The 20,080-nt window shown below is 66.8% G+C and carries 14 protein-coding genes; 8 read left to right on the top strand and 6 right to left on the bottom strand.

The window, feature by feature from the left end; all coding sequences use genetic code 11:
• The first annotated feature begins 1 nt into the window (after window position 1).
• From ACM0PB_RS01225 to ACM0PB_RS01195, 7 genes are all read left to right on the top strand, one after another.
• Entirely contained in the window at window positions 2–658 is a 657-nt protein-coding gene (locus ACM0PB_RS01225; protein WP_032954328.1) for a glutathione S-transferase family protein, read from the top strand.
• A 61-nt stretch (window positions 659–719) separates the two neighbouring features.
• Window positions 720–2,999, top strand: a complete 2,280-nt coding sequence (locus ACM0PB_RS01220; RefSeq protein ID WP_065186071.1) for a transketolase C-terminal domain-containing protein — start codon at window positions 720–722, stop codon at window positions 2,997–2,999.
• Window positions 3,000–3,002: 3 nt separating this feature from the next.
• On the top strand, window positions 3,003–4,946 hold the full coding sequence (asnB, locus tag ACM0PB_RS01215; RefSeq protein WP_414604872.1) for an asparagine synthase (glutamine-hydrolyzing): 1,944 nt from the start codon (window positions 3,003–3,005) through the stop codon (window positions 4,944–4,946).
• A 66-nt stretch (window positions 4,947–5,012) separates the two neighbouring features.
• A complete protein-coding gene (locus ACM0PB_RS01210; RefSeq protein ID WP_049410520.1) occupies window positions 5,013–5,573 on the top strand; it encodes an NADPH-dependent FMN reductase in 561 nt (186 codons plus the stop codon).
• Window positions 5,574–5,820: 247 nt separating this feature from the next.
• Window positions 5,821–7,251, top strand: coding sequence for a replicative DNA helicase (locus ACM0PB_RS01205; RefSeq protein WP_005417526.1), 1,431 nt, complete (start codon window positions 5,821–5,823; stop codon window positions 7,249–7,251).
• Between the two features lie 241 nt (window positions 7,252–7,492).
• Window positions 7,493–7,705: a hypothetical protein gene (locus tag ACM0PB_RS01200; RefSeq protein ID WP_065178303.1), complete on the top strand. Its 213-nt coding sequence runs from the start codon at window positions 7,493–7,495 to the stop codon at window positions 7,703–7,705.
• Window positions 7,702–7,959, top strand: a complete 258-nt coding sequence (locus ACM0PB_RS01195) for a hypothetical protein (RefSeq protein ID WP_139727359.1) — start codon at window positions 7,702–7,704, stop codon at window positions 7,957–7,959. Before ACM0PB_RS01200 ends, ACM0PB_RS01195 begins: the two co-directional genes overlap by 4 nt.
• A gap of 114 nt (window positions 7,960–8,073) precedes the next feature.
• On the opposite strand, the gene lpdA is transcribed toward ACM0PB_RS01195, so the two are convergent.
• The 6 genes from lpdA to purB all read right to left on the bottom strand — a co-directional run bounded on the left by lpdA (window position 8,074) and on the right by purB (window position 18,253).
• Window positions 8,074–9,510: a dihydrolipoyl dehydrogenase gene (gene lpdA, locus ACM0PB_RS01190; RefSeq protein ID WP_005417523.1), complete on the bottom strand. Its 1,437-nt coding sequence runs from the start codon at window positions 9,508–9,510 to the stop codon at window positions 8,074–8,076.
• A 63-nt stretch (window positions 9,511–9,573) separates the two neighbouring features.
• A complete protein-coding gene (sucB, locus tag ACM0PB_RS01185; RefSeq protein ID WP_053499860.1) occupies window positions 9,574–10,773 on the bottom strand; it encodes a dihydrolipoyllysine-residue succinyltransferase in 1,200 nt (399 codons plus the stop codon).
• A 40-nt stretch (window positions 10,774–10,813) separates the two neighbouring features.
• A complete protein-coding gene (locus tag ACM0PB_RS01180; protein WP_053499858.1) occupies window positions 10,814–13,645 on the bottom strand; it encodes a 2-oxoglutarate dehydrogenase E1 component in 2,832 nt (943 codons plus the stop codon).
• Between the two features lie 186 nt (window positions 13,646–13,831).
• Window positions 13,832–14,728, bottom strand: coding sequence for a GNAT family N-acetyltransferase (locus ACM0PB_RS01175; RefSeq protein WP_164093182.1), 897 nt, complete (start codon window positions 14,726–14,728; stop codon window positions 13,832–13,834).
• Window positions 14,729–14,739: 11 nt separating this feature from the next.
• Window positions 14,740–16,155 (bottom strand): ribosomal protein uL16 3-hydroxylase, encoded by a 1,416-nt coding sequence (locus tag ACM0PB_RS01170; protein ID WP_164093193.1) that lies wholly within the window; start codon window positions 16,153–16,155, stop codon window positions 14,740–14,742.
• 730 nt (window positions 16,156–16,885) lie between these two features.
• On the bottom strand, window positions 16,886–18,253 hold the full coding sequence (purB, locus tag ACM0PB_RS01165) for an adenylosuccinate lyase (protein WP_171955548.1): 1,368 nt from the start codon (window positions 18,251–18,253) through the stop codon (window positions 16,886–16,888).
• Window positions 18,254–18,544: 291 nt separating this feature from the next.
• On the opposite strand from purB, the gene ACM0PB_RS01160 reads away from it, so the two are divergent.
• Window positions 18,545–19,972: a class II fumarate hydratase gene (locus ACM0PB_RS01160; protein WP_005417504.1), complete on the top strand. Its 1,428-nt coding sequence runs from the start codon at window positions 18,545–18,547 to the stop codon at window positions 19,970–19,972.
• Window positions 19,973–20,080 lie beyond the last annotated feature (108 nt).

Here is a 20,080-nt window from a genome sequence, read left to right as displayed (position 1 = left end):
AATGGTGGAAGAGCGCGTCCCGTTGACGGTGCATGGCATGTCGGTGTCCGGCAATTGCCACAAGGTCCGCCTGCTGCTGGAGCAGCTCGGCAGCCGCTACCGCTGGGTGGAAGTGGACAGTGCCCATGGCCAGACCCACACCGCCGAGTTCCTTGCGCTCAATCCCAACGCCAAGGTGCCGTTGATCGTCCGCGACGATGGCCGCGTGTTGACTGAATCCAATGCGATCCTGTTCTGGTTGGCCGAAGGGACGCCCTACCTGCCTACCGACGGTTGGGAACGCGCGCAGGCATTGAGCTGGATGTTCTTCGAGCAGTACACGCACGAGCCATGCGTGGCGGTAGCGCGCTTCATCCGCGGCTGGACACCGCCCGATTCACCGCGCCGTGCTGAACTGCCACGCCTGCACGAGCGCGCCGCCACCGCGCTGGCGGTGATGGAGCAGCACCTGCGCGAAGCGCAGTGGTTCACCGGCAGCGCATACGGTATCGCCGACATTGCGCTGTTCGCCTATACCGACGTCGCAGGCGAGGGCGGCATCAGCCTGGCGCCCTTCCCGGAAGTGCGCGCCTGGCTGCAGCGCGTGCGCGCGCAGCCGCGCTTCGTGGCGATGCCAGCGGTGACCGCCGAGGTGCGCGCGCGTTTCGAGGCTGCCTGATCCCACAGGGTAGCGCCCGGCGTTGCCGGGTGGAATGCAACAACGACACGGAGGGTGTTCGATGTTTGCTGTGGTCCCAGATCCGATTCCTGCGCGCATGCGCGTGCTCAACCGCGCCGAAGTGTGCGACGCCAATTTCCTCGACGCGGTGCGTGGCTGGCGAGGCACACCGCGCGCACGTCCTGCACCGGACGCGCCGATCCTGCCGGGCAGCTCGCTCAGCGCTGCGGCCTTCGGTGAGCTGTTCGATTCCCAGCTGGCCAGCCGCCAGCTGGACCTGATGGCGCGCGTATTGCGCGTGCAGAACAAGGTCTTCTATACCATCGGGTCGTCCGGCCATGAAGGCAACGCGCTGCTGGCGCGGGCCTGCCGGCATACCGACCCCGCATTCCTGCACTATCGTTCCGGCGCCTTCATGGTCGAGCGCTCGCGCCAGGTGCCGGGCATCGACCCGTTGCGCGATGCGGCGCTTTCATTCGCGGCCAGCGCCGATGACCCGGCCAGTGGCGGCCGGCACAAGGTGTGGGGCAGCAAGCCATTGTGGGTATTGCCGCAGACCTCGACGATCGCTTCGCACCTGCCGAAAGCGCTGGGCACCGCGCTGGCCATCGAGAGTGGCAAGCGGCTGGGCCATGCGCTTCCCATTCCGGCCGACAGCATCGTGCTGTGCTCGTTCGGCGACGCCTCGGCCAACCATGCCACTGCGCAGACCGCATTCAACACCGCGATGTGGGCGGCCTACCAGAAACTGCCGGCGCCAATCCTGTTCGTCTGCGAGGACAACGGGCTGGGCATCTCGGTGAAGACGCCGGACGGCTGGATTGCCGAGCGCTTCAGCCACCAGCCAGGGCTGGACTATTTCTTTGCCGATGGCCTCGACCTGGCCACTGGGCACGCCCAGGTGCAGGCCGCAGTGGACCACTGCCGGCGGACGCGGCGACCGACCTTCCTGCATCTGCGCACCACGCGCCTGATGGGCCACGCCGGCACCGACTTCGAGGTGGAATGGCGTGCATTGCCGGAATTGTGCGCGGCCGAGGCACAGGATCCGCTGTTGCGCTCGGCGCAGATCGCGCTGGAATCGGGCTGGATGGATGCAGGCGCCATCGAAGTGGCCTACGAGACGATGCGCGCGCGCTGCATGGCCGCCGCTGCCGATGCCGAAGGCCGTGCGAAGCTGCAGTCGCTGCAGGAGGTCATGGCGCCATTGGCACCCTATACGCCCGCAGCGGTGCAGGCCGAAGCCCGGCGCGAGGTCGCCGACGAAGCGCGCGAGGCACTCTATGGCGGTACCGAGGCCTTGCCGGAACGACAGGCGCCACGGCATCTCGCGATCCAGATCAACCACGGCCTGCTGGAACTGCTTGCGAAGTATCCGCAGAGCCTGCTGTTCGGCGAGGACGTGGCTCAGAAGGGCGGTGTCTACACCGTCACCAAGGATCTGCTGCGCCGCTTCGGTCCACGCCGGGTGTTCAACACGCTGCTGGATGAAACCATGATCCTGGGCATGGCGCAGGGCCTGGCCAACCTGGGCATGCTGCCGATTCCGGAGATCCAGTACCTGGCCTACCTGCACAACGCCATCGACCAGCTGCGTGGTGAAGCCTGTTCGCTGCAGTTCTTCTCCAACGACCAGTACCGCAACCCGATGCTGGTGCGGGTGGCCGGGCTGGGCTATCAGAAGGGTTTCGGCGGGCACTTCCACAACGACAACTCGATCACCGCGTTGCGCGACATCCCCGGGCTGGTGGTCGGCTGCCCCTCGCGCGGTGACGATGCGGTGATGATGCTGCGCACGCTGGCCGCATTGGCGCGGGTGGATGGGCGCGTGGCGGTGTTCCTGGAGCCGATCGCGCTGTACATGAGCAAGGACCTGCACGAAGCAGGGGATGGCCAGTGGCTGTTCGACTACCCGGCACAGGGCCAGGCGCTGGTGCCGGGCGAGGGCCGGGTGTATGCACCAGAGGCCGGAGACCTGGTGATCTACACCTATGGCAATGGCGTGCCGATGGCGTTGCGCGCGGCGCGGGCGATCGAGCAGCAGCTGGGCTGGCAGGTGCGGGTGGTCGACCTGCGCTGGCTGGTACCGTTGGATGCCGGCTTCATCGCGGCCCAGGCCGCGAGCGCGCGGCGGGTGCTGGTGCTGGACGAAGGCCGCCACAGCGGCGGAGTGGGTGAGGGCGTGGTCACGGCACTGGTCGAGGCCGGCTTTGGTCACCTGCCGCTGCGCCGCGTCTGTGGCGCCGACACCTACACGCCACTGGCAGGGGCAGCAATGTTCGGGCTTCCAAGCGACAATGCGGTGATTGGCGCCGCCCTCGACCTGGCGCAGGAACCCTGATGCATGTGTGGATTGGCGGGAATGTTGTTGCCGGCGCCGCTGGCGTCGGCCGAGGCGCTGCAGGCGCAGGCGCTGGCCATGGGCCAAGCGCTGCACCATCGCGGGCCGGATGATGGCGGCAGCTGGGTCGATGCCGAGGCGGGCATCGCGCTGGCGCATCGACGCCTGAGCATCCTCGACCTGTCCCCGCTGGGCCACCAGCCGATGGCCTCGGCGGACGGCCGCTACGTGATGGCCTACAACGGCGAGGTCTACAATTTCGCGGCCCTGCGTGAACAGCTGGAGCCGCTGGGGCACACCTTCCGCGGCCATGCCGACACCGAAGTACTGCTGGCGGCAATCCTGCAGTGGGGCGTCGAAGACACCCTGCAGCGCTGCAACGGCATGTTCGCCATCGCGCTGTGGGACCGTCAGGATCGTTGCCTGTGGCTGGCCCGCGACCGCGTCGGCAAGAAGCCGCTGTACTACGGCTGGGCCGGCGACACGCTGGTGTTCGGTTCGGAACTGAAGGCGCTCTGGCAACATCCGGCGTTCGACAACGACATCGACCGCGATGCGCTCACCTTGCTGCTGCGGCTGGATTACATCCCGGCGCCGCACAGCATCCACCAGCGCTGCTACAAGCTGATGCCGGGCCGGGTGCTGCGGCTGCATGCAGCGGCTGTGGCCGCAGGCGCCGCGGCACACCGCCCGGAGCAGGCGCAGCGCCCGTACTGGGATGCGCGCGCACGCATGCAGGCGGCGTTGGCCGCCCCGTTCCAGGGCCGCATCGAGGAGGCCGAGGAACAGCTGGATACGCTGCTGCGCGATGCGGTGGCGCTGCGCATGGTGGCCGACGTGCCGGTCGGCGTATTCCTGTCCGGCGGCACGGACTCATCGCTGGTGGCAGCGCTGATGCAGGCGCAGAGCGGGCAGCCGGTGCATAGTTTCAGCATCGGCTTCACCGACTCGGGACATGACGAAGCTCCGCTGGCCAGGGAGCTGGCGGCTCATCTCGGCTGTGATCACACCGAGTTGTACGTCAGTGGCGCCGACGCGCTGGCGGTGGTGCCGCAGTTGCCGGCGATGTTCGATGAACCTTTTGCCGATGCGTCGCAGGTGCCGACCGCGCTGGTGGCACGGCTGGCACGGCAGGGCGTGACCGTCGCGCTGTCCGGCGACGGTGGCGATGAGCTGTTCTTCGGCTACACCCGCTATGTACGCGCGCTGCGCAACTGGCAGATGCTCGGACGCGTGCCGGGGCCGCTGCGGCGCTGGATGGGCGCACGCTCGCAGCAGCAGGGCGAGGCCTCGCGGACCGGTGGCCTGGCGGCGCTGCTGGCCGAGACAGGCGCACGTGGCATCGGCGACGTCTACCGCAACCGCATCTCGCGCTGGCGCGACCCTGCCGCGGCGGTACCCGGTGCGCAGGCGGCCGGCAGCTTCTACGACCTGGCCGATCCGCTGCACGGCGCGGGGACACCGGCCGACGCGATGATGCTGGCCGATTTCGTGACCTACCTGCCCGATGACCTGTTGTGCAAGGTCGACCGGACCTCGATGGCAGTCAGCCTGGAGGCGCGCGCGCCATTGCTGGACTGGCGCGTGGCCGAGTTCGCCTGGTCGCTGCCGCTGGGCTTCAAGCGCAGTGAGACGACCAGCAAGGTGCTGCTCAAGCGCGTGCTGGGCCGTTACGTGCCGCATTCAATGGTGCACCGTCCCAAGCGCGGTTTTGGAGCACCGGTCAGTGACTGGTTGAAGGGCGACCTGCGACCTTGGGCAGAGGACCTGCTGCAGCCGGCGCGGCTGGAGCGTGAGGGCGTGCTGTCGGCGGCGGCGGTGCAGCCGCTGTGGCAGCAGTTCCTGGCGGGGCAGCGCAAGTGGCATACCCACTTGTGGAACGTGCTGATGTTCCAGGCCTGGCAGGCGCATTGGCGGCAGGCGCGGACCGGCGTGACCGGCGGCTGATCTTCACCGGATGGCACGGGCCTGGCGACTAGGCTGGGCCTCCCGCACCGTGAGGAGTATGTCCCGATGTCCGTCCCCACCATCGCCGTGTTCGTTGGCAGCCTGCGCAAGGATTCCTGCAACCGCAAGCTGGCCCATGCGCTGGAGAAGCTCGCCGGTGATCGCGCGCGCTTCCAGTACGTGCAGATCGGCGATCTGCCGTTGTACGACCAGGATTTCGACGCTGATTATCCGCCGCAGGGCACCCGGCTGAAGGATCAGGTGCGCGCCGCCGACGCGGTGCTGTTCGTGACACCCGAGTACAACCGGTCGGTGCCCGGCGTGCTCAAGAACGCCATCGATATCGGATCGCGCCCGTACGGTGACAGTGCGTTTGCCGGCAAGCCGGCGGCGGTGATCGGCGCCTCCATCGGCCAGATCGGTACCGCCGTGGCCCAGCAGCACCTGCGCAACAGCCTGGCCTTCCTGGACATGCATGTGCTGGGCCAGCCCGAGGCATTCATCCACTTCAAGGACGGCCTGATCGATGCCGATGGCACGATCCACAACGAAGGCACGCAGAAGTTCCTGCAGGGCTACGTGGACCGGTTCCTGGCGTTGATCGCAGTGCACGTCAAGGGCGATTGACGCCTGCGGGGTCAGAGTCCCCTGCGTCGCAGGGGATCCGACCCCGGGGCGTTGATCTGCGATAATGTCCCGCTCGGGCGCCGCAACGGGGCCCGTCGCAGGCAGTGCGACGCTTTCACGCCAGTCTGGCCAGGTACCGGCGGATATCCCCCGTTTTCCCACGGCTTATCCACAGGCTTGTCCATGGCTGCCGGGGTCGGCACATGCCTACACTCGTCTGGCCCACTTTTGCAGGAAACACCGCAGCATGTCCGCTCGTCCCGGCTTCCGTTCCAACCGCAGAGAGCGCGGTGATGGCTTCGATCGCGATCGCGACGAGTCGCGCATCGACCAGTTGAGGGTACCGCCCCATTCGGTGGAAGCCGAGCAGGCGGTGCTGGGTGGCCTGATGCTGGCGCCCGAGGCGTATGACCGTGTCAACGACCAGCTGACCGAAAGCGACTTCTATCGTCGCGATCACCAGATGATCTATCGTGCGATCCGCGAGCTGTCCGAGCGCGAACGGCCGTTCGACGCGGTGACGCTGGGCGAGTGGTTTGAATCGCAGGGCAAGATGGAACTGGTGGGTGACGGCGCCTACCTGATCGAACTGGCCAGTACCACGCCGTCAGCGGCCAACATCGTGGCCTACGCCGAGATCGTGCGCGACAAGGCGGTGCTGCGGCAGCTGATCCAGGTCGGCACCGACATCGTCAACGACGGTTTCCAGCCGGAGGGGCGTGACAGCAGCGAGCTGCTGGCCTCGGCGGAAAAGAGCGTGTTTGCAATCGCCGAACAGGGTGCGCGTGGCCGTACCGATTTCGTGGCCATGCCCGGTGCACTGAAGGATGCCTTCGAGGAGCTGCGCAACCGCTTCGAGAACGGCGGCAACATCACCGGCCTGCCGACCGGTTACAACGATTTCGACGCGATGACCGCTGGCCTGCAGCCGACCGACCTGATCATCCTCGCGGCGCGCCCGGCAATGGGCAAGACCACCTTCGCGCTGAACATCGCCGAGTACGCGGCGATCAAGTCGAAGAAGGGCGTGGCGGTGTTCTCGATGGAAATGTCGGCGTCGCAGCTGGCGATGCGCCTGATTTCCTCCAATGGACGCATCAACGCGCAGCGCCTGCGTACCGGCCAGCTGGAGGACGAGGACTGGAGCCGCGTCACCAGCGCGATCAAGATGCTGAAGGAAACCAAGATCTTCATCGACGACACGCCGGGCGTGTCGCCTGAAGTGCTGCGTTCCAAGTGCCGCCGCCTCAAGCGCGAGCATGACCTGGGCCTGGTGGTGATCGATTACCTGCAGCTGATGAGCGTGCCGGGCAACAGCGAGAACCGCGCGACCGAAATCTCGGAAATCTCGCGTTCGCTGAAGGGCCTGGCCAAGGAACTGAACGTGCCGGTGATCGCGCTGTCGCAGCTCAACCGCTCGCTGGAAACGCGTACCGACAAGCGCCCGGTGATGGCCGACCTTCGCGAATCGGGCGCAATCGAGCAGGACGCGGACATGATCGTGTTCATCTACCGCGACGACTACTACAACAAGGAAAACTCGCCGGACAAGGGCCTGGCCGAAATCATCATCGGCAAGCACCGTGGTGGCCCGACCGGCTCGTGCAAACTGAAGTTCTTCGGTGAGTACACCCGCTTCGACAACCTGGCCCACGACTCGGTCGGTTCGTTCGAATAGCGGTCATGCCGGCCGCTGGCCGGCAACCACCATCGGGCGAGCCAAGGCACCGGCAGGAGCTGCTGTCAGCGCGGGTTCCATGCGGTCGCCACGAAGCGCAGCCGCGCGTGGGCGTGGCGTTGCGCTGCGCTGGACCGATTTCATCGCCGCCAGCCCGGTTTCGTCGCAAACTGTTTGCCGGCGCCAGGGTAGGGCGCCAAGGTGTCCGCAGGCGGCAGGGTGCCGTCCCAAGGAGACCGTGATGAAGACCCTGTTCGCGCTCGGTGTGTGGTGCCTGCTGTTCGTACTGTGCTGGCCGCTGGCGATCCTCGCCCTGATCGCCTGGCCGTTCGTGTGGCTGCTGAGCCTGCCGTTCCGACTGGTCGGCATCACCTTCTCGGCGCTGTTCGCCTTCCTGCGCGCGCTGTTCATGCTGCCGGCGCGCATGCTCGGTGGCCGGACGGTGCCCGCATGAGGGCGGTGGTGCTGGTCGGTCTGGCCCTGTTGGCGGGCCCGCTACAGGCCGCTCCTCCAGCACCGCCTTCGGTGTGGCTGGAGCGCCAGCAGGCAGCCGGTGCCGACGAAGCGAATGCTGCTGGGGCGAAGGCTTCGACGAGGCCCGGGGACAGGGAGCGCTGCCGGGTCACGAAGGAATGGAAGGTCGGCGAGACGGTGGTGCAGCATCGGATCTGTGACGATCCACCGAAGAAGCCCGCTGGAAAGGTGTAGCGCCGAGCCCAATGCTCGGCGCTACAGGAAAATGAGCAACAAAAAACCCCGCCAAGGCGGGGCTTCTTGAATCCGGGTGAAGCCGGCCAGCGGCCGGCACTACCAGGTGGACGATCAGTTCGCTTTGTGGATGGCGCGCTTGCTGACCGCCATCGCGGCGTCGTGGATCACTTCCGACAGCGACGGGTGGGCGTGGCAGATGCGGGCCAGGTCATCGGCCGAGCCGCTGAACTCCATGGTCAGCACGCCTTCGTGCACCAGTTCGGAGACGTTGGCGCCAACCAGGTGCATGCCGAGGATGCGATCGGTTTCGGCATGGGCCAGGATCTTCACGAACCCCGCCGGCTCGATCATCGCTACGGCACGGCCGTTGGCGGCGAACGGGAAGCTGCCGGCCTTGTACGGAATGCCCTCGGCCTTCAGCTGGGCTTCGGTCTTGCCGACCCAGGCCAGTTCCGGCTCGGTGTAGATGACCCACGGGATGGTGTCGAAGTTGACGTGGCCCGGCAGGCCGGCGATCAGCTCAGCCACCGCGATGCCTTCCTCGAAGCCCTTGTGCGCCAGCATCGGGCCGCGCACGCAGTCGCCGACCGCCCACACGCCGTTGACGCCGGTGTGGCAGTGCGCGTCGACTTCGATCTGGCCGCGCTCGTTGACCTTGACGCCGGTGCCTTCGGCCAGCAGGCCCTTGGTGGCGGCGCGACGGCCGACGGCCACCAGCAGCTTGTCCACGGTCAGGGTCTTTTCGCCTTCCGCGTCAGTGTAGGTGACGATGACTTCCTTCTTCTTGCCCTTGCCGGTGATCTCGGTCTTGGAAACCTTGGCATTGAGCTTGATGTCCAGGCCCTGCTTCTTGAATTCCTTGGCAGCGGCCTTGGCCACTTCGGCGTCGGCAGCCGCCAGGAACTCCGGCATGGCCTCAAGGATGGTGACTTCAGCGCCCAGGCGCTTCCACACGCTGCCCAGTTCCAGGCCGATCACGCCGGCACCGATCACCGCCAGGCGGTTCGGCACTTCGGTGAAGTCCAGGCCGCCGACGTTGTCGACGATGGTCTCGCCGTCGAACTTGGCGAACGGCAGTTCGATCGAATCCGAACCGGCCGCGATGATGACGTTGGTGCCCTTCAGCTCGACTTCCGAACCGTCGTGCTGCTTCACCTTGACCACGTTGCCGGGCTGCAGCTGGCCGAAGCCGTAGTAGGCGGCGACCTTGTTGGCCTTGAACAGCATGCCGATGCCGCCGGTGAACTGCTTGACGATCTTGTCCTTGCGTCCAATCATCGCCTCGACGTCGATCTTGGCATCCTTGAAGCTGATGCCGTGGTCGCCAAAGATGTGGCCCATGTTCCAGAACTGGCGCGAGGAATCGAGCAGCGCCTTGGACGGGATGCAGCCCACGCGCAGGCAGGTGCCGCCGAGGGCCGGCTTGCCGTCCTTGCCCAGCGCTGCGTCGATGCAGGCGGTCTTCAGGCCCAGCTGGGCCGCGCGGATGGCAGCGTGGTAACCGGCCGGGCCGGCACCGATGACGACGACGTCGAATTGTTCAGCCATTGAATTATTCCTTGATGCATTACCAGAACCCCTCCGCGCAGGCGCGGAGGGGCGGGAGGTTTCTTACAGGCCGAACAGCATGCGGCCCGGGTTTTCCAGCTGGTTCTTGATGTCCACCAGGAACTGCACCGAGTCCTTTCCGTCGATGATGCGGTGGTCGTAGGACAGCGCCAGGTACATCATCGGCGCGATCACGACCTGGCCGTTCTGGGCGATCGGACGCTCCTTGATGGCGTGCATGCCCAGGATGGCGCTCTGCGGCGGGTTGATGATCGGGGTCGACAGCAGCGAACCGAAGGTGCCGCCGTTGGTCACGGTGAAGGTGCCGCCCTGCAGTTCTTCCAGGCCCAGCTTGCCGTCACGTGCCTTCTTGGCGTAGTCGGCGATGGTCTTCTCGATGTCGGCGAACGACATGCGCTCGACGTTGCGCAGGACCGGCGTGACCAGGCCCTTCTCGGTCGACACGGCGATCGAGATGTCCGAGTAGCCGTGGTAGATGATGTCGTCGCCGTCGATCGAGGCGTTGACCAGCGGGAAGCGCTGCAGCGCGTTGGCAGCGGCCTTCACGAAGAAGCTCATGAAGCCCAGCTTGATGCCGTGGGCCTTGACGAACTCGTCCTGCAGCTCCTTGCGCGCCGCCGACACCTTGGACAGGTCGACTTCGTTGAAGGTGGTCAGCATGGCGGTGGAGTTCTTCGACTCCATCAGGCGCTCGGCGATGCGCTTGCGGATGCGGGTCATCGGCACGCGTTCTTCCGGACGTGCGCCACCGGCCTTGCCGGCGCCGCCGTTGCGGGCGAAGTTGACGATGTCTTCCTTGGTCACTGCACCACGACGGCCGGTGCCGTCGACGTCGGCCGGGTTCACGCCTTCGGTGATGGCGGTGAAGCGGGCGCCCGGCGGCAGGGTGTCGGCGGCCGACTTGGCAGCCGGAGCCGGAGCGGCGGCAGCGGCCGGAGCAGCGGCGGCCGGTGCGGCTTCAGCCTTCTTCTCTTCAGCGGCCGGAGCCGGAGCCGCAGCCACGGCGCCTTCTTCGATGATCGCCACGACCTGGCTGGAGGTCACGGTATCGCCTTCCTTGAACTTGATTTCCTTCAGCACGCCGTCAACCGGCGACGGCACTTCCAGCACGACCTTGTCGGTTTCCAGGTCAAGCAGGTTTTCGTCGCGCTTGACGGCGTCGCCCACCTTCTTGTGCCAGGTGGCGATGGTGCCGTCGGCGACGGATTCGGGCAGTACCGGGGCTTTGACTTCGGTGGCCATTGCGGGAGCTTCCTGGTTTGTCTTCTAAATAGGGGGAGGATTATTCAGCGAACGTGTCGTTGAACGGGTTGACCAGTGCGTCGGCAATCAGCTGCTGCTGCTCGCGGACGTGGTCAGCCATGTGACCGGCAGCCGGCGACGCCGAACGTGCGCGACCGGCGTAGTGCAGGTTCTGGCCATCGGCCAGGCAGAACTGCAGGTGGTGGCGGATCTGGTACCACGCGCCCTGGTTCTGCGGTTCTTCCTGCGTCCACACCACGTCGGTGGCCTTGCCGTACTTCTTCAGCTCGGCAGCCAGCAGCGCACGCGGGAACGGATACAGCTGCTCCACGCGGATGATCGCCACGTCGTCCTGGCCACGCTTGGTCTGGTCTTCCAGCAGGTCGTAGTAGACCTTGCCCGAGCACAGCACCACGCGCTTGACCTTCTTGGCATCGGCATTGGCGTCGCCGATCAGGTGCTGGAACTCGCCATTGGCCAGTTCGTCCAGGGTCGACACGGCCAGCTTGTGGCGCAGCAGCGACTTCGGCGACATCACCACCAGCGGCTTGCGGGTGGTCATGTGCAGCTGGCGACGCAGCATGTGGAAGGCCTGCGCCGGGGTCGACGGCACGACAACCAGCATGTTCTCCAGGGCGCACAGCTGCAGGAAGCGCTCCAGGCGCGCCGAGCTGTGTTCCGGGCCTTGTCCTTCATAGCCATGCGGCAGCAGCAGGGTCAGGCCGGAAATGCGGCCCCACTTGGCTTCACCGGCGGCGATGAACTGGTCGATCACCACCTGGGCACCGTTGGCGAAGTCGCCGAACTGGCCTTCCCAGATGCACAGCGTGTTCGGATCGGTGGTGGAGAAACCGTACTCGTAGGCCATCACCGCTTCTTCGCTCAGCAGCGAGTCGATGACGGTGGCCTTCTCCGGCGAGTCCACCAGCTGCCGCAGCGGCATGTAGTAGTTGTCGGTCTTCTGGTCGTGCAGGATCGCATGGCGGTGCGTGAACGTACCGCGGCCGACGTCCTGGCCTACCAGGCGCAGCGCGTGGCCTTCGTCGAGCAGGGTGGCGTAGGCCAGGTTCTCGGCAAAGCCCCAGTCGCCCGCGATCTCGCCGGCGGCCATCTTGCGGCGGTCGTCGTAGACCTTGGCCACGCGCGAGTGCAGCTGCACTTCGTCCGGGATGGTGTTGATCAGCTTGGCCAGCTCGACCAGCTTGTTCTTCTCGACCTTGGTCGAGACCGGGTCGGACAGCTTGCCTTCCAGCAGCTTCGGCCAATCGACGAACAGCGGGCTGGTCGGCGGAGTCTTCTCGACCTTGGCCAGCTCGGTGGTCACTTCACCGGCGTCCAGCTTCTCGCGGTAGGCATCGACCATGGCCTTGCCGGCACCGGCGGCGATCACGCCCGCCTTTTCCAGCTGCTCGGCATACATCTCGCGGGTGGTGGGGTGCTTGCGGATCACCTGGTACATCAGCGGCTGGGTGATCGCCGGCTCGTCGGCCTCGTTGTGGCCCCAACGGCGGTAGCACATCAGGTCGATGACCACGTCCTTGGCGAACTTCTGGCGGAACTCGAAGGCCAGCTGCGCGGCGAACACGACGGCTTCCGGATCATCGCCGTTCACGTGCAGCACCGGGGCGGCGATCATCTTCGCCACGTCGGTGGCATAGCGCGTGGAGCGCGTATCCAGCGGGTTGGAAGTGGTGAAGCCGACCTGGTTGTTGACCACGATGTGCACGGTGCCGCCGACGGCGAAGCCGCGGGCCTGCGACATCTGGAACAGCTCCATGACCACGCCCTGGCCGGAGAAGGCCGCGTCGCCGTGGATCAGGATCGGCATGACCTGCTTGCGTGCGGTGTCCTTGCGGCGCTCCTGGCGCGAACGCACGGAACCGGCCACGACCGGGTCGGCGATTTCCAGGTGCGACGGGTTGAACGCCAGCGCCAGGTGCACCGGGCCACCGTCGGTGGCCACGTCGGCGGAGAAGCCCATGTGGTACTTCACGTCGCCGGCCGACGCGTGCTCGTCGTGCTCGAACTTGCCTTCGAATTCGTCGAACAGCTTGCGCGGGTTCTTGCCCAGGGTGTTGACCAGCACGTTCAGGCGGCCGCGGTGGGCCATGCCGATCACCACGTCCTTGACGCCATCCTTGCCGGCGCTGCGGATGATGGTGTCCATCATCGGGATCAGCGAGTCGCCGCCTTCCAGCGAGAAGCGCTTCTGGCCGACGTACTTGGTGTGCAGGTAGCGCTCCAGGCCTTCGGCCGCGGTCAGGCGCTCCAGGGTGCGGCGCTGGGTGTCAGCGTCCAGCTGGTAGTTGCCACCGGCCGCTTCCAGCTTCTTGTAGATCCACTGGCGCTGCTCGACCTCGGAGATGTGCATGAACTCCGCACCGATCGAGCCGGTGTAGGTCGCCTTCAGGCGTGCGAGCAGGTCGCGCAGCTTCATGCGCGGCTGGCCGCCGACGCCGCCGGTGCTGAACTCGCTGTTGAGATCGGCATCGGACAGGCTGTGGAACGGCAGGCCCAGGTCCGGGGTGTTGACCGGCGCGGCCAGGCCCAGCGGATCGAGGCGGGCGTCCAGGTGGCCGCGCGAGCGGTAGGCGGTGATCAGACGACCGACATTGCGCTCGCGCTCGTCGCCCGCACCGGTGCCGGTGCCAGCTTTCAGCGCATCCTTGGCCGCGTCCGCGATGTGGGAGATGACGGCCGAGTGCGGAATGTCACCTGCTTCGCGGCCCTTGAAGCCGTCGAAGTAGGTTTTCCATTTGGGATCGACACTATCCGGGGAGACCAGGTACTGCTCGTACAGGTCCTCGACATAGGAGGCGTTGCCGCCGGCGAGTTGCGAAGATTGCGCAAACTGCTTCAGTTGATTGTCCACGATGGAGGGTGTTGATTCGCTTTGTGGGGTATGGCTTCAGAAGGACCCGGCAGGAAGATGAATAGCCCTGCGCGGGCGCGTTCAAACAGCCAAATTGTACCCCCAACGGGACACGAAGGGGCACCACCACAGGTATCCCGCGTCCGCTGGTGCCGGTTCCAGACAGGTTGGGTCAGCGGTGCCGGCTCAGATGCCGAGCGCGCGCAGTTCGCTGCAATCGCGCGAACGGTCCCAGACGCGCTGCAATTGCTGCCCGAACGGCTGCGAACGTGCCGGCAGCGCGATACCGGCCTCGCCGTCGAGGCGATGGCCGATCAGACGAAAGTAGAAGTCGCCCGCATCGTTGAGCAGGCAGGAAGAGGCCAGCGCGCGGTCGACCGGGTCGCTGACCTCGCGGAACTGGATCACGCTTGGCAAGCGCTGGGCCAGCGCCAGCAGCGGTGCCCCGGCAGAGGCGATCGCAGCGGCATCGTGCACGATCACCCGCAGCTGCTTGTCGTGGCGGGCGGTGACGAAGCGGCGCAGGGCGGCCTGTACCGACGGCGCGTCGAGCAGTCCCGGGTCCAGCTGACGGCTGTGCAGCCACACTTGGCGGCGGGCGCGGTGGACGATGGCCGTGGTGATGGCCACCGCCTGCTCGCGGCTGTCGATGGCACTGGCCGCGCCCAACCGGCGGCGCATCTGCTGGTGGCCGATGCCGGCCTCCTCGAATACCTCGCCTTCCGGCAGGAAGCCCTGGCGGGCATAGAAATCGCGGGCGGGCAGCTGGGCGTGCAGGTGCAGCTCGGCCAGGCCGAGCCTGCGCCCGGCCTCGACCAGTGCCTCCAGCAGGGCCTCACCGACCCCGTGGCTGCGATGGCTGGCCAGCACGGCCATACGGCCGATGCGGCCGTCCGGGGCCAGCCGGCCGGTGCCGACCGGCTGGTTGTCACTGTCCAGTGCCAGCACATGGACGCTGACCGGGTCCAGCGCATCGCGTTCCAGTTCCGCGGCGATGCCCTGTTCCTGCACGAACACGCGTTGGCGCACGTCGTGGATGGCAACGTGGGCGTCGGCGTGGCTGACCTGCTGGACCCGGACCATGGCGGCAGGGCTCAGGCGCGACCGTCGTCGCTGTCGTCTTCGTCGTGATCCTCGAAGTTGACGATGACTTCGATGCCGTCGTCGTGCACGGTCACGGAGTGGACATCGTCGGACACCGCGTCGGCGTCGATCGCGTCGACACGGTCACGGCCTTCGACCACTTCGCCGAGGACCACGGCGTCTTCGCCGTCATCCTCATCTTCAGCGTCATACACCTCGTTCGGATCGATCAGCTGGAACACGCCACCGACCAGCAGCTGCTGGAGCACGGCACGGCCCTTGTCGGACAGGCCGCGATAGGCGGCGGCGTCGAGCTGCTCGGCACCGGCCAGACGCTGGGCGTCCTTCACCGGCAGCGCGAAGTCCTGGCCGCTGACGTACAGGCTGGCGCCGCGCTTGGCCCGGCGCCAGGCCAGGCGTGCCCACGGGTGGCGCTGCAGCAGCAGGCCGGAGGCCAGCGCCTGGACCACTTCCTCCGGTGCCGGTGCGGCTTGGTGGGCCATCACTTCGCCGGCGGCGCGGTAGGTGGTGATGAAGCGACCGAACCAGTCACCCAGCTTGTCCGGGTCGTTCATGCGGATGGCGTTGAGCGCGGTGATCACCCGCGCCATCGCCACCGTGTCGATTTCGTTCGGGTCGGCCGGCACCTTGAGGTCGGCATCCTGGTAACGGATGTTCTCGTCGGCATCGGCGATCAGGGTGTCGAGGTAGTCGCTGATCAGCTCGGCCGAGGACGGCGCGCGCATGCCGAAGGAGAACGTCAGGCAGGGATCCTCGGCGACGCCGTGGTGCGGCACGTTCGGCGGCAGGTACAACATGTCGCCCGGCGCCAGCACCCAGTCGTGGGTCGGCTTGAACACCTTCAGCAGCTTCAGTTCCACGTCCGGGCGGAAGCCCAGCGGTGGCTGCTTGCCCTTGATCGATTCGCTGGCGTCGATCTGCCAGCGGCGGTGGCCGTGGGCCTGCAGCAGGAACACGTCGTACTGGTCGACATGGGCGCCGACCGAGCCGCCGGTGGCGGCGAAGCTGATCATCACGTCATCCATGCGCCAACGCGGCAGGAAGCTGAAGTGCTCGATCAGGGCGCGCACGTCCGGGTCCCACTTGTCCACGTCCTGCACCAGCAGGGTCCAGTCGTGGTCGGGCAGGGCGGGGAACACGTCTTCCTGGAACGGGCCGGTGCGCACGCGCCAGCCGTCCCGGGTCTTGTCGTGCTCGATCAGGCGCGCCAGCACGCCTTCCTCGCAGGCCAGCCCGGCCAGGTCTTCCGGCTGCACCGGGGTCTGGAAGTTGGGGAAGGCGTTGCGGATCAGCAGCGGGCGTTTCTGCCAGAAGTCGCGCAGGAAGGTGGCCGGCGCCATGCCCAGCGGCTGGCCGGGGCGGGCGGTGACTTCGATGAGGGGGGCGGAGGACTTGCGGGCGGCCATGGGGGGAATCCTTGCAGCGGAAAGCGGGAGGGGCGGCGTGGCGGGCCGCCGAGGTCTCCATTGTCCGACGTTCGTGGGGATTGCGCACGTGTGGTGGTTTGTCGCGGGGTGTCCGGCCAACGGCGGAGCCCCTCGTGGCGGGGACGGGTTCACAAGCAAAAGCCGCGCTTGGCCGGGCGGGTGGGCTGCGCGGGGGACGCTGCAAGTACGTCCCTGTAAGCTTGGCCGCCGCATCCATGCGGCGGACACCCCCGCGCAGCCCACCCGCCCGGCCCCTGACAGTTTCCTGCGCGGCCCGCCACGGAATGAAAGAAGAAAATCAAAGGCAAAAGCGGGTCGCGCGCTGCGCTTGCTCATGTAGAGCAGAGCCAACGCTCGGCTTGCTGTTGCCCGTGCCCAAAAGCAGCCGAGCACGGGCTCGGCTCTACAAAAGACCCTCAAACAAAGAGGGACGCGGCGAAGCCGCGTCCCTCTTTCAAATTCCGTCCCGACAACCCAATGCTCTTCGATCCGTCACCGGGAAACTGTCAGAGGTGGGGCGGGTTGGGTTCGCGGGGGTGTCCGCGGCATGGATGCCGCGGCCAAGCCCCCAGGGACGGGTTCACGGCGTCCCCCGCGAACCCAACCCGCCCCGCCAAGCGAGGCAGTAACCCAGAGCCGCCTTTGACGTTGCAGTTGCAGTTAAGCCTGCCGCAGGCAGCGCCCGCGGCCGCCGCCGCAAGCAAACCCCTTAGATCTTCTTTGCCAGCGCCTCGGCCAGGCCGGTGTAGCTGCCCGGGGTCATCTCGAGCAGACGCTGCTTCGCATCCGCCGGCAGCTCCAGCCCCTGCACGAACGCACGCATCGACTCGGCCGTGATCCCCTGGCCGCGGGTCAGCGCCTTCAGCTGCTCGTACGGGTTCGGCAGGCCATGGCGGCGCATCACCGTCTGCACGGCCTCGGCCAGCACTTCCCAGGCCGCGTCCAGATCCGCATCCAGGCGCTGCGGGTTCACCTCCAGCTTGCCCAGGCCCTTGGCCAGCGAATCCAGTGCCACCTGGCTGTGGCCGAACGCGGTGCCCAGCGCACGCAGCACGGTGGAATCGGTCAGGTCACGCTGCCAGCGGCTGATCGGCAGCTTCGCGCTGAAGTGCTCGAACAGGGCGTTGGCGATGCCGAAATTGCCTTCCGCATTCTCGAAGTCGATCGGATTGACCTTGTGCGGCATCGTCGACGAGCCGACTTCGCCTTCCTTCAGGCGCTGCTTGAAGTAGCCCAGCGAGATGTAGCCCCAGATGTCGCGGGCCAGGTCGATCAGGATGATGTTGGCGCGGCGTGCGGCATCGCCGATCTCGGCCACGTTGTCGTGCGGCTCGATCTGCGTGGTGTACGGGTTGAATACCAGGCCCAGGCCGGTCACGAAGCGCTCGGCGAAGGCAGGCCAGTCCACGTCCGGGTAGCTGGCGATGTGGGCGTTGTAGTTGCCGACCGCACCGTTGATCTTGCCGGTCAGTTCGACCGCGGCAATCTGCCTGCGCTGGCGCTCCAGGCGGGCGACCACGTTGGCCAGTTCCTTGCCCAAGGTGGTCGGCGAGGCGGTCTGGCCGTGGGTGCGCGACAGCATCGGCTGGCCGGCCTGGGCGTGGGCCAGGCTGCGCAGGGTGCTGGCGATGCCGTCCAGGGTCGGCAGCAGCACTTCACGGCGGGCCTGTTCCAGCATCAGGCCGTAGCTGAGATTGTTGATGTCTTCGCTGGTGCAGGCGAAATGCACGAATTCCAGCGCCGGAGCCAGCTCGGCGTCGTCCTTCAGCTGTTCCTTGATGAAGTACTCCACCGCCTTGACGTCATGGTTGGTGGTGCGCTCGATCTCCTTCACGCGTGCAGCCTGGGCCGGGCTGAAGCTGGCGGCCAGGGCGCGCAGGCGGGCGACGGCGGCGTCGGAGAACGGGGCCAGTTCGACGATGCCCGGCTCGGCGGCCAGCGCCAGCAGCCATTCCACCTCGACCGTGATGCGGGCCTTGATCAGGCCGTACTCGGAGAAGATCGGGCGCAGGGCGTCGACCTTGCCGGCATAGCGGCCATCGAGCGGGGACAGGGCGAGCAGGGCGGAATCGGACATGTCGGCAGGGCTGGGGCGAGCGGCGGGGGCCATATTCTACGACGTGCCGGTCAGGTAGTGCCGGCCGCTGGCCGGCAACCACGCCCGGCCTACGCTTCCATGGTGCCGGCCAGCGGCCGGCACTACCCCTGCGCGTGCACAACGGCCGTGCAGACGGAACGATCTGGCCCGCGCTCGTCATCCCACGCTGCGGGCAAGGGAGTATCGTTGGCGCAGCCGCCAGCCCGGGAAGCGACACCCTGCCAGCCGCCGCTTCCCTTTCCCCCACTGAAGTAGTGCGGAGTTGATGCAATGAGCAAAGCTGCAAGCAAGGGTTTCAGAATCGAACACGACAGCATGGGCGAGCTGCAGGTGCCTGCCGACGCCCTGTGGGGCGCGCAGACCCAGCGTGCCGTGCAGAACTTCCCGGTGTCGGGCCAGCGCATGCCGCGCGGTTTCATCCGTGCCCTGGGCCTGGTCAAGGGCGCCGCCGCGGGCGTCAACGCGGAGCTGGGCCATCTGCCGAAGAACGTGGCCAAGGCCATCCAGACCGCTGCCGCCGAAGTGGCCGCCGGCAACTGGGATGCGCAGTTCCCGATCGATGTCTACCAGACCGGTTCGGGCACGTCGTCGAACATGAATGCCAATGAGGTCATCGCCACACTGGCCAACCGTGCCGGCAAGGCGGGCAAGACCGCCGTGCACCCCAATGACCACGTCAACCAGGGGCAGAGCTCCAACGACGTGATTCCGACCGCGCTGCGCGTGTCGGCGGTGTTGGCGACGCATGAGCAGCTGCTGCCGGCGCTGGTGCACCTGCGCAAGACCCTGGACAAGAAGGGCCGCAGCCTGCGCAAGGTGGTCAAGACCGGCCGTACGCACCTGATGGACGCGATGCCACTGACCTTCGAGCAGGAGTTCGGCGCATGGTCGGCACAGCTGGCCTCGGCGCAGGAGCGGATCGAAGACAGCCTCAGGCGCGTGCGCCGCCTGCCGCTGGGTGGCACCGCCATCGGCACCGGCATCAATGCCGACCCGCGCTTCGGCGCGCAGGTGGCCAAGGCACTGAAGCAACAGACCGGTTTCAAGTTCGACAGCGCCGAGAACAAGTTCGAGGGCCTGGCCGCGCAGGATGATGCCGTGGAACTGTCGGGCCAGCTCAATGCACTGGCCGTGGCGCTGATCAAGATCGCCAATGATCTTCGCTGGATGAATGCCGGTCCGCTGGCCGGGCTGGGCGAGATCGAACTGCCGGCGCTGCAGCCGGGCAGCTCGATCATGCCGGGCAAGGTCAACCCGGTGATTCCGGAAGCGACCGTGATGGCCTGCGCGCAGGTGATCGGCCACCACACGGCAATCACCGTGGCCGGGCAGACCGGCAACTTCCAGCTCAACGTCACCCTGCCGCTGATTGCGGTGAACCTGCTCGATGGCATCGGCCTGCTGGCCAATGTGTCGCGGCTGCTGGCCGACAGCGCGATCGCCGGGCTGAAGGTGCGCGAGGACCGTGTGGCCGAAGCGCTGGCGCGCAATCCGATCCTGGTAACGGCATTGAATCCGATCATCGGCTACGAGAAGGCCGCGGCCATCGCCAAGCGTGCCTACAAGGAACAACGCCCGGTGCTGGACGTGGCACTGGAAGACAGCGGGCTGGAGGAGGCCGAATTGCGGCGCCTGCTGGATCCGACCGCACTGACCGCAGGTGGCATCCAGGCTGGCGGTGGTGGCGCCGGCGGTTGATCTGCTGGTTGTAGAGCCGAGCCCATGCTCGGCTCAGGTTCCGGGCAGCAGCCGAGCATGGGCTCGGCTCTACAAAAGGAAACGCCGCCCTGGGGCGGCGTTTCTGCT

The sequence above is a fragment of the Stenotrophomonas sp. AR029 genome, from assembly GCF_047520695.2.
Taxonomy (GTDB): domain Bacteria; phylum Pseudomonadota; class Gammaproteobacteria; order Xanthomonadales; family Xanthomonadaceae; genus Stenotrophomonas; species Stenotrophomonas sepilia.
Note: the sequence above shows the minus strand (reverse complement) of the source record. Positions and strands in the feature narration are given on the sequence as shown.